Genomic DNA, 15,365 nt, shown 5'->3' with positions numbered 1-15,365 from the left:
GATCAATGCTGCGCAGAAGGTGATTGGCTGGGATGTGATCTTCAAGGTTGAACGAGTAAAACAGTCGCTCCTGCCCACTCGATAACTGTCCAATCATGCTGTGTGATCCCCCGCCGGCCAATGCAGCAATTTTGCCGCAGCCCAGACATGGGAGCTACTTTTTCAACAGAATCGGCCAAAAGCAGTCGTCGGATGCTCCAGAATATCCGGGATGATTCACTTCTCATTCACAACCATGCATGGATTCTAATGAACTACAGTCAACCGTTCTCGATGATGGTGTTCCTGCATTTATCTAAGGCCTCTTGGTGAGCCAAGATGATTTTCGCGCCCATCGAAGTGAAATCCGTATGGTCAACCAGCGCACCCGCATGGACACCCCATGCAAAACCCCGGGCGATTGAAACGTGCTCTAGAATGGCCAGTTCCGTGCGGGCCTGAATGATGTTTTCCAGCGACGTCTCCCAAGCGCATTGCAGCGATTCCGTCGGCAAACGCACAGAGAGTGGGTCGATCGAGTCTATGGGGGATAATTCGTTTACGCGCTGCATATGGGCGCTTCCTGTTTAAGTTGGGCATCGTACGGCTGTTTATCAAGAAAGCTTACCGTTAATCGATTGGTTATCTCATCTGCCACAGGATTACGCTAAAGCTCACAACCAAACCGAATGTGAAGATCACAAATCCACAGGTAATGCCGAGCAGTAGAGGATGTTTCCACAAGGCGCTAATCTCCGGCTTTGATGCATCAATGAATGCTGCCTCTAACCGTCGAAGCAAAATCCACGCCAGTAGGCCACGTCAGCGCCACGCTTCGCGGCACCGCGATAAACCCGCCACGTCATTACACCAGACATCAATTTTCCTTTAGGACAATTCCCCAAAAACGGGGGCTATCACTTACCTATGGTGCTGAACGCCATAAAAAACCGCCGATTACCCATAACGCCGCTTATGTAAAACAGGCCCCCCACCTCAGCCCGGTGCGGGGGCCTTTTTGATTGGCGGCGGAAATCACCACCGCCTAGACTGGTATACCGACCCCCGGCCCTCTGGTTTGACGCACTGTCGGCCACTCATTCGTCCAGGAGCCTCCCCATGCCGCGCTCAAAAGAACCGATGCCGGATGACCCGCTGCCGCTGCGCCTGCCGACCCCGTCCTTGCAACAGGCCTGGGACACCGAGCTACAGCGCATCGGTGAGCACCTGGCGGTCCCGATTATCCAACACCACATCGCGCACGCCCTTGGCTTCACCCTGGCACTGCAGGCCGCCGGGTTGATTGGCGCCGAGGCCTACCGGGCCATGATCGGGGCGGTGCATCGGGCCGAGCAGGCCGTCTACCAGCGTCTACCAGCGTCTGCCGAATGGCCGCCCATGACCGCTTTCTGACCTTTGCGACTGAGCGAAATGGGGCCAAAACCGGGTAACAGCCCTCCGAATCTGATCAGTCATTAAGACCGAGGAACATCAGAACACTTAAATTTCAGAGTGCGGGATAGAAAGATCCAGCACATCGCGTTAATGCGTCCGGAATGGTCTAGATTTTCATATGAGCATCTTCACCGACTCTGGCGTAGCCATTGCTTTAGGAGACGCTCTTATCACGGGGAGGCTGCTATGCATTACACAGGTTTGGTTGAGTCGGACAGTCGAATCAGTGATAAGGATTTTGCCGCCCTTCTGGAGAGCGGTCTGATGGCGAATGATCCGAGCGTATTGGTTGCTGCACTGGGCACAATTGCGCGAGACAAAGGAATGAGCCGGCTTTCTCGCGAGACCGGAATAAGTAGAGCCACGCTGTACCGGGCATTTTCTAAGGATGGTGATCCGAACCTTTCTATCGTTCTGAAAGTGGCCACGGCCTTAGGCATCAAAGTCAAGATCGTTGTCGCAACTGTTCCCGGAAATGGAGGCAGTTCACGGATATAAATACCACGGCAAAAAGCAGCTAAACGTGTGAGTCCGTCCGATGAACGTCGCCTATGGGTCGGATAGCGACGGTCTGGGGTAGACCGTCGCAATGGATGGTCAGACTTCTGTCTGCTCTGCCATTTCCAGGGCATCATCGACCTCGATGCCCAAGTACCTGACGGTGCTTTCAAGCTTCGTATGCCCCAGCAGGAGTTGAACTGCTCTCAGATTCTTTGTCCTGCGATAGATCAACGATGCCTTGGTTCGCCGTAGCGTGTGAGTACCGTACATGGTTGGGTCAAGGCCAATGGCGGTCACCCACGCTTTGACTATTCGAGCGTACTGTCTGGTGGAGAGATGGTCTGAGTCGTGCAAACGGCTCGGGAACAAGAAGTCCTCGCTGTGGAGGTGGGCTTGATGCATCCAAGCCTCCAGAGCCGTTCGGGTTTGCTCAGTGATTTCAAATTGCACTGGGTGGTGGGTTTTCTGCTGCATCACGATGGCTCGTGACGACACATGTTCCCCATGGGCTATGTCTCGGACTCGCAGCTTGGTTAAGTCACAGGCACGCAATTTGCTGTCGATAGCCAAGTTGAAGAGCGCCAGATCCCGTGTCTTCTCAGCAAGCTGAAGTCTTACGCGGATAGCCCAGATATCTCTGACTCGGAGCGGCGCCTTTTGCCCGACGAGCTTTCCCTTGTTCCAAGGCTGATGGCGATGTGTAGCAATTGAGTTCATGGCTTGTCCTCCAGGTTGAGGGAGGACAAGGGTGGCTCAGTCACGGTGCGTCGTGGTCGCTATTCGACCCATAGATGTCTGTCAGGCTGAGGCTATTCAGCAATTTGCAACTTACGCGCCTGGGTGTACACATAGCGGACTTTTTCGTATTCGAACGGTGAGTTCATCTGGCCATAGCGGAAGTTGGTGGTGTAGCGCTTGTCGATGGCGCGCAGCAGGTAAATTTCCGGGTGATTCTTGCTGACCTCGGCGACATTGAGGTAGTTGATTTGCGAGGCGGTGCTCCAGTCGAAGACTAGTCCGCCGGTGTCGCGAAGGTTGGATGGACCAAGGAACGGTAGAATTAGGTATGCGCCGCTCGGCACGCCGTAGAAACCCAGGGTCTCACCGAAGTCTTCGCTTTGTCTTCGAATGCCCATGCTAGTAGCTGGGTCCCAAAGACCTGCAATACCGACGGTGGTGTTGAGCAGCAGCCGTGCGGTGATTTCCATCGAGCGCTCGCCTTTGAGCTGCAGCAGGCTGTTTAGCAGGTTGGAGACATCGCCCAGATTATTGAAGAAGTTACTCACCCCGGTACGCAGAAAGCTGGGTGTAATGTAGCGGTAGCCGTTGACCACTGGCAGGGCAACCCACTGGTCGAAACGGTAGTTGAAGTGGTAGACCCGGCGGTTCCAGCTCCCCAGAGGGTCGTAGACGCTCAAGGCGTCTAAAGTCGAGCGCTCGAACTCGCGCTGGTCCAGGCCAGGGTTGAATTCAAGTTGCTTGAGCGGCTGGGTGTAGCCATCGGGTTCGACGACGTTGGGCGCCGGCGGTACGGTGCCTTCGGCTTGGACCATGCCAGCGCTCAACAGCGTTGCAACGAAGAGAAGTTTTCTAGCCATGGAAGAACTCCAGCATGGCGTCGCTGTTGACACGGTAGTTGATGTTGCCGCAATGCCCACCGTGCGGGTACACGGTCAGACGGTTACCGAAGGTATTGCGCAGGAAGCCGAGATCACCAGGGCCGAGAATGATGTCATCGGCGTTATGCATCACGGCAATTTTGGTGCTGGTTTTCAAATAATCCTTGAGTGCGTAGAGGCTGGCCTGGTTATTCAGTTGCAGCACGCTACCGCCGTTGGTGTGGGCGCGCCACATGGGGATGACTTGCCCCGCCATATAGCAGTCAAAGTTGCACTCTAAGGCTCGCTCGAAGAACGGCGTGAGGTCGGTACCTTCGTTAATCGGGAATTTGGGCGGGGTGATCAGGCCGCGATGGTTGATCAGGTCGGAGGTGAAGGCGATGTCAGCTGCCGAGAAGCGGAAAGACGTGCCGATCAGCATGGCCATCTGCTCATTGGACAGGCGGTTGTGCGAGTTCTGAAAGTCATAGACAAGGGCATCGTTGAGGTCGATGTAACCCTTTTGCTGGAAATAGCGGGTCAGCTTTGTAAGCATCAGCTCGTAGAAGGTCGTGTTGTTGTCGATACCTTTGACCTTGGCCTGCACCAGCTTGTCCAGGTTGGCTATCGAAGTGACGAGGCTGACTGGAGGGTTGAGCAGCAGCACGCGTTTAAAGTTGAAGCTGTGTCTGGACTCGTCAAGGTTGGCAACAAACGCTGCATCGAGTGCCCCAAGGCTATAGCCCGTAAGGTAGTACTCTGTGACAGGTACGTTCAATTGTTGAGCATGCACTGCCTGCATGACTCGGTACAGGTCTTCGGCATCGTCTCTGGTCACTCCGGGGGTGGCCACTTGTGAGGCTGAGGTCATGAAATCGTAGCTGGTGGGCGAGGATAGCTGCACTACATTATAGCCAGCCTTGTAGTACAGCTTCTTGAGGAACTCGTTGACACTGCTGTAGTAAGGCGAACCAGTGCCGGCGATCAGAAAGATCAGCGGGGCTGGGTGGTCCTGTTTGGCCATGCGGTAGCGTAGTTTTTTCACAGCCCAAAAATTGGCAGGCAGTTCGAATTCGCGATGTGGCAGCAGGTTGAGGGAGTAGTCGCTCTGTTTGATGTCGTCGTCGAGTGGCAACTCGGGGCGAAGTTCGGGCGGTGTTGAGAGGATGGTAGCTTCAAACGGGTTGGTCAACGGATAGTGGTATGTTGCGGCGTCGACTTCGGCGGCCAGGACCGACGCACTCAGGATTAGGCCGCCAAACAAGGCGGCGAAGTGCAATGATAGGAGCATGTCGTTGTCCCCAAATAGAAAAATGCTGTGCAAGCAAACACGAGCTAGGGCAACTGCACAGCTAGTCGCCTAGCTTCTTGTCATTTGTCATCTATCAAGACAATCACTCGGATGTCGTATCCGGCATCTCCCCCTAGGAGCAATATAGTTGAGTTTTGGGGAGGTGCTCGCCAAGTGGCCCCGGAACGCCCCGAGTGTTGTCGTCGACCGAAAACTGACCCGATAACGATGATTCTGCCAATTGAAAACGGACCTAGGTTTTCAGAAGATTTCATCTTTAAACTAGGCCATGCAGGTCATTAGATTTTTCGCCTTGGACCAATCTGCGACAGCCTCCTAGGTGAGCGTTCAGTCGGCGTTAACACCGCCTGGCTGCCGACATTGCCTACCAATAGGTCGGAATTGGTCCGAAAGACATCGATGTCTTCGAGCTGCACGACTGCTTTGCCCAGTACCAATTGCTGACATACGAAGGCTGGACTTGTGTGGCGACGGTTAGGCCGAGCGCCTGGTCATGGATGGCGACAACACCTATGGCAGCAAGTAGATGGTCAGCCCATCGGGCGGTTTTCTCTCCAAGGGCCAGCCGCGCAGTCAGCTGGCCTGAACGTTGGCAAATCACAGACAAACCCCAAGCATTGTACAAAGCACTTATTTTTCAAACATCGACCCAAAGCTGCCCTTCGTGGAGGGCAGTAGTCGACCCTAAGCGGTCTTACGACTTTCGCGGAAGCGGACGTTCAAAGTGGATGCTTCCACATATTGGGCACGCCAACACCACGTCGGCATCTCTGTAAGGGGGTATCTGTCATTACAAAGCTCCTGAATCAGACCACATACCGGGCCATCAACCAATAGCCCATAAATCCGAATCACGTCACCGCCAGGACATGCCCCTGCATTGGGCCCCTACGCTCACAGAAAAGCGTATTTGCCTCAGCGGGACAGTGACCGGTCTGAATTGAGTGGCCAATTAAACGTCAATCAGGCGAACTGCCTGGCGCGAATCAATTGTTGGAATAAATCCGATGCCTTGGTGCTCTGTGATCCACTTCCGAGTCAGCTCTATATCGAAATACCAACCGTGGGTTTTCATCAGCACAAGCGCCGCACCCGTAATTCGACAATGCCCACAGCTCGGACAGGTTCTTTCCTCGTATTCACCATCAGTTTCAAAGACCGCCGCAGTTTCACCACAAATCAAGCAAGTCATGAACTACTCCTTTTGGCTTTCCCAAATCCCCCAGCGGGACGATGAACTGCAATCCCAACGCGTAATCGACCCGAGTGGCGGCCAGGGCTGGCAGCTTGCCTAGTTGGCTTCTTTCACCGCACTGAGAAACGCGCACGTGCGTTCCTGCTGCGGGTGTTCGAAGATTTGCGCCGGGGTGCCCTGCTCGTGAATCTGCCCTTTGTAGAAAAAGCACACACGATCAGCGAACTCCCGGGCGAAACCCATTTGATGCGTAACCATCAGCATGGTCAGGTTGTGTTCGGTGCCGAGCTTGCGGATCACGTTGAGCACTTCGCCGCACAGTTCCGGGTCGAGCGCGGAGGTCACTTCGTCGAACAGCATGACTTTCGGGCGCATGGCTAGTGCCCGGGCGATCGCCACCCGTTGTTGTTGACCACCGGATAACTGCGATGGGTAATGCCCGAGCTTGCTGCCCAGACCCACCAGTTCCAGCAAGTCTGCTGCACGTTCACGGGCCTCGGCCGGTTTCATACCGAGCACCTGCACCGGCGCCTCGATAACGTTTTGCAACGCTGTCATGTGAGGGAACAGGTTAAAACTCTGGAACACCATGCCGATCTTGCCGCGCACTCGGCGGATGTGCCGGTCATTGGCGGGCACCAATACACCGTTGCGATTGGGCATGTGGGTCAGCAAGTCATCCTCAATGCGGATCAGTCCGTCATCGATGCCTTCGAGTGTCATCAGTACCCGCAGCAGTGTGGATTTTCCGGAGCCGCTGGGGCCGATGATCGCGACTTTCTCACCCGGCGTGACGTCCAGGTTCAAATGATCGAGCACGGTAAAGTTGCCGTAGCTCTTGGTAACGTCCTGGAAGCTGACGATCGGCTTTACCGGTTTGGTTTCCTGCATGGCCATGGCCTCCTGCGGATGCAGCGGGGTCGGGTTGCTGTGCCGTGAAAGGTCACCGGGTGTCGACAGTGGAGTAGTCATTAGCGTAGCTCCAGGCGCACTTCAAGGCGCCGTACCAGATAAGCCAAAGCAATGCTTAGGGCGAGGAAAAACAGGCCGACCATGGTGATCGGCTCCAAATAGCGGAAATTCTCGGAACCGATGTTCTTGGCCTGTTGCATGATTTCCACCACGGTAATCGCCGACAGCACCGGCGTGTCCTTGAGCATCGCCACCAGGTAGTTGCCCAATGGAGGCAGGATCGGCCGCAGGGCCTGGGGCAGTATGATGTTGCGATAAGCGCTGTATGGGGCGATGTTCAACGCCGTGACCGCTTCCCATTGCGCGCGCGGCACCGCATCGAGGCCGCCGCGATACACCTCGGCGATGTAGCAGGCGTAATGCAGGCCTATGCCGAGAATCCCCACTTGCATCGCGGTCATGCTGACACCGTAATTGGGCAGCACGTAGTAAAGGAAATACACCTGGATCAGCAGCGGCGTGCTGCGAATGAACTCGATCACGGCGGTGGTCGGCCACGACAGCCAGACTCTGCGGCTCCTTCGACCGATAGCCAGGAACAGCCCCAGCACAATGGCAATCAGGAAGCCGACCAGGGTAATCCCCACGGTGTTAAGGGAAGCGCGCAGTAAATCGGGGAGGATTTGCCAGGCATAGGTCCAATCGAACAGTGTCATGACAGACCTCCACGCATCCGCCCGCGAGCCAGATGGCGCTCAATGTGACGCATGCCGATGTTGATCGCCTGCGCCAAGACGAAGTACATCACCAGCGCCAGGCTGAAAATTTCCAGAGTCTCGAAAGTTGCCTGATCCAATTGACGAGCCCTGAAGCTCAGGTCTGACAGGGTGATTAACGACACCAGTGAAGTATTTTTCAGCAATTCGATCAGCAGGTTGGTACCCGGCGGAATAGCGGCCAGCAATGCCTGCGGAAGAATGATGCGGCGAAAGCGCTTATAGCCGCTAAAGTTCAGTGCCGTGGAAGCTTCGTATTGCCCCTTGGCGACAGAGCTGATCGCACCGCGCATCACCTCGGCGCCGTAAGCACCAATGTGCAAGCCGAGACCGACGATGGCCACGCTGTAGGGACTCAGTTCGAGGTTGAACGGCGGCAGCGGCAGTACGAAAAACAGCCAGAACAATTGCACCAGCAACGACGTGCCTCGAAACACTTCAATGTAAGCAATGGAAAACCAGCGCAATGGCCGCCAAGGCGACATGCGCCCCAGAGCCGCGAGGATTGCCGCGACAATCGCCAGCAGCGAACCGAAGATCGTCACCTGGAGTGTCACCCAGGCGCCTTGTATCAATAGCGGAAGTAATTCACCCATGGTTTAAACCTGTCCATCCGGATTAAGCAGGGAAATAGGCATCGCGCCGTGGCGCCATGCCTGTTTCGACTATTGAGCGCAGAGCTCGGCAGCCGTTTTGCTTGTCACGTTGGATTTGTCAAACCCGAAAGGGGCAACTGCCTTGAGGTGCTCTTCGGAGCCCAACCATTTTTTCAACTCGGCGTTGACCGCATCGCGCAGGTCTTTGTCTTCCGGACGGAAGGCGAGAGCACCGTATCCAATGTGTGACGGGTCATCCTTGAACTCGGTGACTGCTTCAACTTTTTCACCACCCTTGGCGGCCAAACCTTTCATGGTCAGTTGAGTACCCACTGCCGCGTCGGCACGACCGGCGCGCACGGCTTGCAACTGGGCGGTGGTGTCCGGTACTTGGAGGATTTGCTCATCCTTAACACCCGAGTCGCGGGCATAGCCCAGGTTCACCGTGCCGGCCATGATTGCCAGCTTCACCTCGGGATTCTTGGCGATGTCTTCGTAACTGTGCAGCCCCTTCGGGTTGCCTTTGGCCGTAAGCAGCGCGTCCGGCAGTTGATACTGCGGATCGGTAAACAGCACCTGCTTGCAGCGAGCCGGCGTGATGTACATGCCGGCGGCAATCACGTCGAAGCGCCCGGCGCGCAGACCCGGGATCAACGAGCCCCATTCGGTCAACACTCCGTCAACCTGTTTGATGCCCATTTTGGCAAAGATGGCTTTGGCGATTTCCGGTGATTCACCGGTGACCCTGCCGTCGGTTTCGGTAAAGGCGAACGGGGTTTCGTTGGCATAACCGATACGGATGCTGCTGTTCTGTTTGACGGTTTCCAGTGTCGTAGCGGCTTGGGCGCCGGAGACTAGGCCGAACAACGCGCAAGCTACGAACAGGTGACGCAATGCATGGGTGCTGCGGGAAGGGAAATTGCTCATCGATAAAATCTCCTGTTTCTTGTTGACCCGTCGGTGACGGCTCTGTGGTAGGAGGCAGTGTTACAAGAGCAAAGCGTACAAGGACTGATCTCATGGATCTGGGCGCAGTCCGGTACAGGTCGACTGATTTTGTTGTGGGCTTGAAGGTGCCCGGCTGTCGACCTTGAGCCGAGCATACAAAAGCGCTGAGCATCATTGTATTGCACTAGGACAATTGCATTGCATGGATACTAGCGCGATGCTGTCCCGACGAGCACAGACCCGGGTTTTAGCGCTGATGGACAAATGGAAAGCGGCACTGGATATCGTCCGCAGTGGCGAGTCAAAGTACAAGATTCTGGTGCAGGCGATTGCCGATGATATCGAGCAGGGTGTCTTGGCCAATGATCAGCGCCTGCCACCGCAGCGGCATGTTGCCGATACCATGGGCATCAGCGTGCAGACGGTCACCAACGCCTATAAAGAGCTGGAGCGTCAGGGGCTGGTGCGTTGCGAAGTCGGGCGCGGCAGCTTTGTGTCGCGGCGCATGAGCGATCGAGTGGCTACCTATATTCTCGATAGCCCTGAACGGGCCCTGGTGGATTTTTCCATCGCGCGGATCCTGCACACCCGCGAGCACGACCAGTTCTGGCGTGACACCTGCCGCGAGCTCAGCACGGAAGAGGATCAGCCGTGGATTCACGCATTTCGTCCAATTGCCGGTTTCGAGTCGCACCGCGAAGAGGCCATGCGCTGGATCGGACGGCAAGGACTGCGGGTCGAGCGCGATGACATCCTGATTACCAATGGCGCGGCCCACGGTATCTTCCTTGCGCTGGCATCTCTGGCGGGCCCCGATGATGTAGTACTTTGCGAAGGGGTCACCGATCACGGAGTGATCGGCAACTCTCAGGTATTGGGGTTCACCCTCAAAGGCCTGGAGATGGACCGTTATGGCATCGACCCGGAACATTTCGAAGACATGTGCAGCAACGAGCGCATCACCGCGCTGGTGTGCACGCCGAACCTGAACAACCCGACCACCAGCCTGATGCCGGACAGTCGTCGGCGGGAGATTGCCGACATCGCTCGGCGTTTCGGCGTGCACATCATTGAGGACGATGTATACGGGCCGTTGCTGGATGAGCATCGCGCGCCGCCGATCAGCCATTACCTGCCAGAACTGTCGTTCTATTGCACCAGCATGACCAAGTCGGTGCTGACCGGTTTACGCATCGGTTATCTGGTGGTGCCCAAGCGTTTGGCGTTGCGCACCGAGAGCATCTTGCGGGTTAACAGCTGGATGGCCACGCCCATGGTCTCCGAAATCGCCGCGCGCTGGATTCGCGACGGTCGCGCCGACACGCTCGTGCGTTTGCAGCGCAAACTGTTGGCCGGCCGACAGGCGATGGTCAGCGAATACTTGGGCGAGCACCTGCTCGGCCAGCATCCTCATGCATTGAATGCGTGGGTCGGCATTCCCCCGCATTGGGAGGTCGACAGCCTGGTTCGGGCCCTGCGTCACCGGCACATTGCCGTCACGTCGCCTGACCCGTTCACCGTGCGTGGCACGCCTCGGGCTCGAGCGGTAAGGATGTGTGTCGGCGCCGAATGCAGCGACGAAGAAATGCGGGACGCACTGATGAGCATGCGCGAGATATTCGGGCAGTACCCGCAAATCCACGATTTCTGACCGGGAAAAAGCTCGCAAAAAAGTTTGTCGACTAAATTGCCCTAGTACATTCATTACGACAATCCAGTCCTCTTAGACTGCGCCCAACACCACAGTCGGGACGCGGTCATGTCAACGTTGCAGCTACATGATGTTTACCTCGCTCGCCAGCGCATCGAATCGCTTGTCCGGCGTACCCCCTTGGAATATTCGCCCAGCCTTTCGCAACGATTGGGCGTGGCGGTGTACCTCAAACTCGAATCCCAGCAAATCACCGGCAGTTTCAAATTGCGCGGCGCGAGCAATGCCGTGGCGCAGCTCAGCGCCGAGGAGAAAGCGCGTGGCGTGGTGGCGGCGTCGACCGGTAATCACGGTCGTGCTCTGGCGTATGCCGCTTCCCGGCAAGGCGTGAAGGCGACGATTTGCCTGTCGCATCTGGTGCCGGCGAACAAGGTTCAAGCCATTCGTGATCTGGGCGCCGAGGTATGCATCGTCGGCCAGTCTCAGGACGACGCCCAGCGTGAAGCCGAACGGATCGCCAACGAGCAAGGCGCGACATTGCTGCCGCCGTTCGATCACCCGGCCATCATCGCCGGGCAGGGCACGCTGGGGCTGGAAATCCTCGAACAGCAACCGGACGTGGCGCAAATCCTCGTGCCGTTGTCCGGCGGCGGTTTGTTTGCCGGTGTGGCGCTGGCGATCAAAAGCGTCAGCGCGAACATCATCACCCACGGCATCAGCATGCAACGCGGTGCGGCCATGCACGCCAGCCTCGCAGCCGGGCATCCGGTGGAAGTCGAAGAGCTGCCGACTCTGGCCGACTCGCTCGGCGGTGGCATCGGCCTGAACAACCGTTACACCTTCAACATGACCCGCGATCTGTGTGACCACGTGCATTTGCTCAGCGAGACTTCCATCGCCAATGCCCTACGCCATGCCTATCGCGAAGAGCGTCTGGTGCTGGAGGGCGCGGCCGTTGTCGGGATTGCCGCGTTGCTTGATGGATTGATTGAGCCGCGCGGGCCGATCGTGGTGGTGGTCAGCGGCCGTAACGTCGACATCGATCAGCACCTGCGAGTCCTCGCGGTCGCAGATGCGTGAACCCCAACAATAACGACTGAATGGAGTGCCGCATTGATGAGTGACATCACCTTATTGAGCGAAGCGGATCTGCGTGCCTGTGTGGCACTAGACTTGCCGAGCATCGAAGCTATCGAACAAGCCTTTGTGCTGCTGGCCACGGCAGCGGTGGCAATGCCGCCGATCCTCCGTCTGGACATCCCCGAGCACAATGGCGAAGTGGACGTGAAGACTGCATACCTGCCGGGCCTGGAGCGTTTTGCGATCAAGGTCAGTCCGGGTTTTTTCGACAATCCGAAACTGGGCCTACCGAGTCTCAACGGCATGATGATGTTGCTTTCGGCGCGCACCGGTTTGCTCGACGCCTTGCTGCTGGACAACGGTTATCTGACCGCCGTACGCACAGCCGCGGCGGGCGCCGTGGCGGCTCGAGCCCTGTCCCGGGTCGACAGTTGCAGCGTAGCGCTGATCGGTGCCGGCGAGCAGGCCGCGTTGCAGCTTCAGGCGTTGCGTTTGGTTCGGCCGATTGAATCCGTTCAAGTCTGGGCACGCGACAGCGCCAAGGCCAAAGACTTCAGCACCGAGCTGGCGCGCGACAGCGGTCTGACGGTCACGCCTTGCACTAGCATCGACGAGGCCATGACCGGCGTGGACATTGCGATCACCTGCACCCCGAGCCGTGAACCGCTGATCGAAGCGCGCCACTTGCACCCCGGCTTGCACATCACCGCCATGGGTTCGGATGCCGAACACAAAAATGAAATTTCTCCCCAAGCGTTGGCCAAGGTCGACCGCTACGTGGCGGATCGCTTGAGCCAAACGCGAATCCTCGGCGAGTTGCATCACGCTTTGGCGGCCGGTGTTATTACCGACGAATCGGGCTTGGCCGAATTGGGGCAAGTGCTCGCGGGCCAGCACCCGGGTCGGACCAGCGATGCGCAAGTCACCTTGTGCGACCTCACCGGAACCGGCGCCCAGGACACCGCCATGGCCAATCTGGCCTTCGAGCGCGCGCGCTCGGCCGGCAAGGGTTTTCAGTTCGGTAGCTAATCCACTTTTTTCATCCGTGCGTCATTTATCAGAGGGCATGTGCATGTCTCAGATAGTCGTCAATCTCCCGTTCGAACGGGAGGAATACGCCCAGCGTCTGGCCAAGGTTCGAGCGGCCATGCAGGTTCAGGGCATCGAGCTGTTGCTGGTCACCGATCCGTCGAACATGGCCTGGTTGACCGGCTATGACGGTTGGTCGTTTTACGTTCACCAATGCGTGTTGTTGGCGCTCGACGGCGAGCCGGTCTGGTTCGGTCGCGGGCAAGACGCCAACGGCGCCAAGCGCACGGTGTTCATGCAGCACGAGAACATCGTCGGTTACCCGGACATCTACGTGCAGTCCCGGGAACGCCATCCGATGGATTACCTTTCGCGGGAAGTCATCAGTGCCCGGGGTTGGTACGCGCTGACCATCGGCGTGGAAATGGATAACTATTATTTCAGCGCCGCCTCGTATTTGTCGCTGCAGAAAAACCTGCCGCAGGCCAAGCTGATCGACGCGGTCGGGTTGGTGAACTGGCAGAGGGCGATCAAGTCGCCCCAGGAAATCGCTTACATGCGCATCGCTGCGCGCATCGTCGAAAACATGCACGGGCGGATCCTCGAACGGATCGAGCCGGGTATGCGCAAAAATGAACTGGTGGCTGAAATCTACAGCAGCGGGATCCTCGGCGCTGACGGTCATGGCGGCGATTACCCGGCCATCGTGCCGCTATTGCCCACGGGTGCCGACGCCAGCGCGCCGCACCTGACCTGGGACGATTCGCCGTTCGAAAAAGGCGCCGGGACCTTCTTTGAAATCGCCGGTTGCTACAAGCGTTATCACTGTCCGCTGTCGCGCACGATCTATTTGGGCAAACCTCCACAGCACTTCCTCGACGGCGAAAAAGCCGTGGTCGAAGGCATCGCCGCAGGACTGGAAGCAGCCAAACCGGGCAATACCACCGGCGACATCGCTGTGGCGTTTTTCAAAGTGTTGGAGAAATTCGGCATCCACAAGGACAGCCGTTGTGGCTACCCGATCGGGATCAGCTATCCGCCAGACTGGGGCGAACGCACCATGAGCCTGCGTCCCGGCGACACCAGCGTGTTGCAGCCGGGCATGACTTTCCACTTCATGCCGGGCCTGTGGATGGACGATTGGGGGCTAGAAATCACCGAAAGCATTCTGATCACCGAAACCGGCGTCGAGACGCTGTGCAACGTGCCACGCCAACTGTTCGTGAAGGATTGAGCCATGAGCGACCTGCCTGACAACCCGATCAGCGCCACGGTGGATTTTGCCCGCGAAGGCGTGCAGCACGGGTTCCTCAAATTGCCATACTCCCGGGACGACTCGGCCTGGGGCGCGGTGATGATTCCGGTCACGGTGATTCAGCGCGGTCAGGGTCCGACCGCGCTGCTTACCGGCGGTAACCACGGTGACGAATACGAAGGCCCGGTGGCGCTGAGCAAACTGGCCCAGGGCCTAACGGCCGCCGATGTCACGGGGCGGGTGATTATCGTCCCGTTCATGAACACCCCGGCGTTCCATGCCGGTCGGCGCACGTCGCCGATCGACAAGGGCAATCTGAATCGCAGTTTCCCCGGTAAGCCGGACGGCACCGTGACCGAGAAAATCGCCGATTACTTCAACCGGACCTTGTTGCCCTTGGCCGACATCGTGCTGGATATCCATTCCGGTGGCCGCACCCTGGACTTCCTGCCTTTCGCGGCTTGTCATGTGCTGCCCGACAAGAACCAGCAAGAGCAATGTGAAGCCGCTATGCGCGCCTTCAATGCGCCTTACAGCATGCGCATGCTGGAGCTCGATGCCGGGTCGATGTACGACACCGCCGCCGAGCGTCAGGGCAAAGTTTTTGTCACGACCGAACTGGGTGGCGGTGGTTCGTCCACGGCGCGCAGTGTGGCGATTGCCGAGCGCGGGGTGCGCAATCTGCTGGTGCATGCGGGGATTCTCGAAGGTGAGATCCAGACCACGGAGTCAATCATGCTCGACATGCCCGATGCCAATTGCTTCATCGACAGCGAACACGATGGCTTGCTGGAAATGTGCCGCGATCTGGGCGATAACGTGAGAGAAGGAGACGTGATTGCCCGCGTTTACGACGCTACCCGGAGCGGCGTCGCCCCGGTGGAATATCGCGCGGCCCGCAGCGGGCTGCTGGCGGCGCGCCACTTTCCCGGAGTGGTGCAGTGCGGCGATATCATTGCAGTCATCGCCGATGTATTGACCTGATCTAAAAACCTGTGGGAGCGAGCCTGCTCGCGATTGCGGCGTTACATCTCTCATTGATGTGACTGAAATATCGCTATCGCGAGCAGGCTCGCTC

At 57.5% G+C, this 15,365-nt stretch carries 16 protein-coding genes and 1 pseudogene; 8 read left to right on the top strand and 9 right to left on the bottom strand.

The window, feature by feature from the left end; genetic code table 11:
• Positions 1–260: 260 nt before the first annotated feature.
• Positions 261–551, bottom strand: a complete 291-nt coding sequence (locus tag AC1D2P_RS27460; protein WP_223525578.1) for a hypothetical protein — start codon at positions 549–551, stop codon at positions 261–263.
• A gap of 547 nt (positions 552–1,098) precedes the next feature.
• Between AC1D2P_RS27460 and AC1D2P_RS27455 the strand changes: the two genes are divergently transcribed.
• Positions 1,099–1,392 carry a hypothetical protein gene (locus AC1D2P_RS27455; protein WP_477758580.1) on the top strand — a complete coding sequence of 98 codons (294 nt, stop codon included), beginning with the start codon at positions 1,099–1,101 and terminating at the stop codon, positions 1,390–1,392.
• A gap of 228 nt (positions 1,393–1,620) precedes the next feature.
• Complete coding sequence (locus AC1D2P_RS27450) at positions 1,621–1,932, top strand: addiction module antidote protein (protein WP_194940115.1); 312 nt, start codon at positions 1,621–1,623, stop codon at positions 1,930–1,932.
• A gap of 99 nt (positions 1,933–2,031) precedes the next feature.
• On the opposite strand, the gene AC1D2P_RS27445 is transcribed toward AC1D2P_RS27450, so the two are convergent.
• From AC1D2P_RS27445 to AC1D2P_RS27435, 3 genes are all read right to left on the bottom strand, one after another.
• Positions 2,032–2,652, bottom strand: coding sequence for a tyrosine-type recombinase/integrase (locus tag AC1D2P_RS27445; RefSeq protein WP_477758579.1), 621 nt, complete (start codon positions 2,650–2,652; stop codon positions 2,032–2,034).
• Between the two features lie 92 nt (positions 2,653–2,744).
• Positions 2,745–3,533, bottom strand: a complete 789-nt coding sequence (locus tag AC1D2P_RS27440) for an MlaA family lipoprotein (protein WP_109787266.1) — start codon at positions 3,531–3,533, stop codon at positions 2,745–2,747.
• Entirely contained in the window at positions 3,526–4,824 is a 1,299-nt protein-coding gene (locus AC1D2P_RS27435) for a serine/threonine protein kinase (RefSeq protein ID WP_223525580.1), read from the bottom strand. Before AC1D2P_RS27435 ends, AC1D2P_RS27440 begins: the two co-directional genes overlap by 8 nt.
• A 398-nt stretch (positions 4,825–5,222) precedes the next feature.
• Here AC1D2P_RS27435 and AC1D2P_RS27430 point away from each other — a divergent pair.
• A pseudogene (locus tag AC1D2P_RS27430) lies at positions 5,223–5,368 on the top strand (thiolase C-terminal domain-containing protein); the annotation flags it as partial.
• 429 nt (positions 5,369–5,797) lie between these two features.
• On the opposite strand, the gene AC1D2P_RS27425 reads toward AC1D2P_RS27430, so the two are convergent.
• The 5 genes from AC1D2P_RS27425 to ehuB form a co-directional block, all read right to left on the bottom strand.
• A complete protein-coding gene (locus tag AC1D2P_RS27425) occupies positions 5,798–6,037 on the bottom strand; it encodes a hypothetical protein (RefSeq protein ID WP_477758578.1) in 240 nt (79 codons plus the stop codon).
• Positions 6,038–6,136: 99 nt separating this feature from the next.
• Positions 6,137–7,012, bottom strand: coding sequence for an ectoine/hydroxyectoine ABC transporter ATP-binding protein EhuA (gene ehuA, locus AC1D2P_RS27420; RefSeq protein ID WP_082457645.1), 876 nt, complete (start codon positions 7,010–7,012; stop codon positions 6,137–6,139).
• Positions 7,012–7,668, bottom strand: a complete 657-nt coding sequence (ehuD, locus tag AC1D2P_RS27415; RefSeq protein WP_060543916.1) for an ectoine/hydroxyectoine ABC transporter permease subunit EhuD — start codon at positions 7,666–7,668, stop codon at positions 7,012–7,014. Before ehuD ends, ehuA begins: the two co-directional genes overlap by 1 nt.
• Positions 7,665–8,324, bottom strand: coding sequence for an ectoine/hydroxyectoine ABC transporter permease subunit EhuC (ehuC, locus tag AC1D2P_RS27410; RefSeq protein ID WP_060543915.1), 660 nt, complete (start codon positions 8,322–8,324; stop codon positions 7,665–7,667). The genes ehuD and ehuC overlap by 4 nt, the downstream gene beginning before the upstream one ends.
• A gap of 69 nt (positions 8,325–8,393) precedes the next feature.
• Complete coding sequence (gene ehuB / locus AC1D2P_RS27405; protein WP_477758577.1) at positions 8,394–9,251, bottom strand: ectoine/hydroxyectoine ABC transporter substrate-binding protein EhuB; 858 nt, start codon at positions 9,249–9,251, stop codon at positions 8,394–8,396.
• A gap of 277 nt (positions 9,252–9,528) precedes the next feature.
• Between ehuB and ehuR the strand changes: the two genes are divergently transcribed.
• The 5 genes from ehuR (at position 9,529) to doeB (ending at position 15,271) form a co-directional block, all read left to right on the top strand.
• Entirely contained in the window at positions 9,529–10,923 is a 1,395-nt protein-coding gene (ehuR, locus tag AC1D2P_RS27400; protein ID WP_477758582.1) for a MocR-like ectoine utilization transcription factor EhuR, read from the top strand.
• Positions 10,924–11,031: 108 nt separating this feature from the next.
• On the top strand, positions 11,032–12,003 hold the full coding sequence (gene eutB / locus AC1D2P_RS27395) for a hydroxyectoine utilization dehydratase EutB (protein WP_477758576.1): 972 nt from the start codon (positions 11,032–11,034) through the stop codon (positions 12,001–12,003).
• A gap of 36 nt (positions 12,004–12,039) precedes the next feature.
• A complete protein-coding gene (gene eutC, locus AC1D2P_RS27390) occupies positions 12,040–13,032 on the top strand; it encodes an ectoine utilization protein EutC (protein WP_477758575.1) in 993 nt (330 codons plus the stop codon).
• A 43-nt stretch (positions 13,033–13,075) separates the two neighbouring features.
• Positions 13,076–14,266 (top strand): ectoine hydrolase DoeA, encoded by a 1,191-nt coding sequence (gene doeA / locus AC1D2P_RS27385; protein WP_477758574.1) that lies wholly within the window; start codon positions 13,076–13,078, stop codon positions 14,264–14,266.
• Positions 14,267–14,269: 3 nt separating this feature from the next.
• Complete coding sequence (gene doeB, locus AC1D2P_RS27380) at positions 14,270–15,271, top strand: N(2)-acetyl-L-2,4-diaminobutanoate deacetylase DoeB (protein ID WP_060543910.1); 1,002 nt, start codon at positions 14,270–14,272, stop codon at positions 15,269–15,271.
• Positions 15,272–15,365: the final 94 nt, after the last annotated feature.

This window comes from Pseudomonas sp. P1_F1_2, from assembly GCF_056405815.1.
The sequence above is the reverse complement of the archived record's forward strand: the minus strand, read 5'-3'. Positions and strand labels throughout refer to the sequence as shown.

Bases quoted from the DNA above. Each gene is read 5' to 3' on its own strand.
- AC1D2P_RS27460 (WP_223525578.1), bottom strand. From the start codon at position 551: ATGCAGCGCGTAAACGAATTATCCCCCATAGACTCGATCGACCCACTC.
- AC1D2P_RS27455 (WP_477758580.1), top strand. From the start codon at position 1,099: ATGCCGCGCTCAAAAGAACCGATGCCGGATGACCCGCTGCCGCTGCGC.
- AC1D2P_RS27450 (WP_194940115.1), top strand. From the start codon at position 1,621: ATGCATTACACAGGTTTGGTTGAGTCGGACAGTCGAATCAGTGATAAG.
- AC1D2P_RS27445 (WP_477758579.1), bottom strand. From the start codon at position 2,652: ATGAACTCAATTGCTACACATCGCCATCAGCCTTGGAACAAGGGAAAG.
- AC1D2P_RS27440 (WP_109787266.1), bottom strand. From the start codon at position 3,533: ATGGCTAGAAAACTTCTCTTCGTTGCAACGCTGTTGAGCGCTGGCATG.
- AC1D2P_RS27435 (WP_223525580.1), bottom strand. From the start codon at position 4,824: ATGCTCCTATCATTGCACTTCGCCGCCTTGTTTGGCGGCCTAATCCTG.
- AC1D2P_RS27425 (WP_477758578.1), bottom strand. From the start codon at position 6,037: ATGACTTGCTTGATTTGTGGTGAAACTGCGGCGGTCTTTGAAACTGAT.
- ehuA (WP_082457645.1), bottom strand. From the start codon at position 7,012: ATGACTACTCCACTGTCGACACCCGGTGACCTTTCACGGCACAGCAAC.
- ehuD (WP_060543916.1), bottom strand. From the start codon at position 7,668: ATGACACTGTTCGATTGGACCTATGCCTGGCAAATCCTCCCCGATTTA.
- ehuC (WP_060543915.1), bottom strand. From the start codon at position 8,324: ATGGGTGAATTACTTCCGCTATTGATACAAGGCGCCTGGGTGACACTC.
- ehuB (WP_477758577.1), bottom strand. From the start codon at position 9,251: ATGAGCAATTTCCCTTCCCGCAGCACCCATGCATTGCGTCACCTGTTC.
- ehuR (WP_477758582.1), top strand. From the start codon at position 9,529: ATGGACAAATGGAAAGCGGCACTGGATATCGTCCGCAGTGGCGAGTCA.
- eutB (WP_477758576.1), top strand. From the start codon at position 11,032: ATGTCAACGTTGCAGCTACATGATGTTTACCTCGCTCGCCAGCGCATC.
- eutC (WP_477758575.1), top strand. From the start codon at position 12,040: ATGAGTGACATCACCTTATTGAGCGAAGCGGATCTGCGTGCCTGTGTG.
- doeA (WP_477758574.1), top strand. From the start codon at position 13,076: ATGTCTCAGATAGTCGTCAATCTCCCGTTCGAACGGGAGGAATACGCC.
- doeB (WP_060543910.1), top strand. From the start codon at position 14,270: ATGAGCGACCTGCCTGACAACCCGATCAGCGCCACGGTGGATTTTGCC.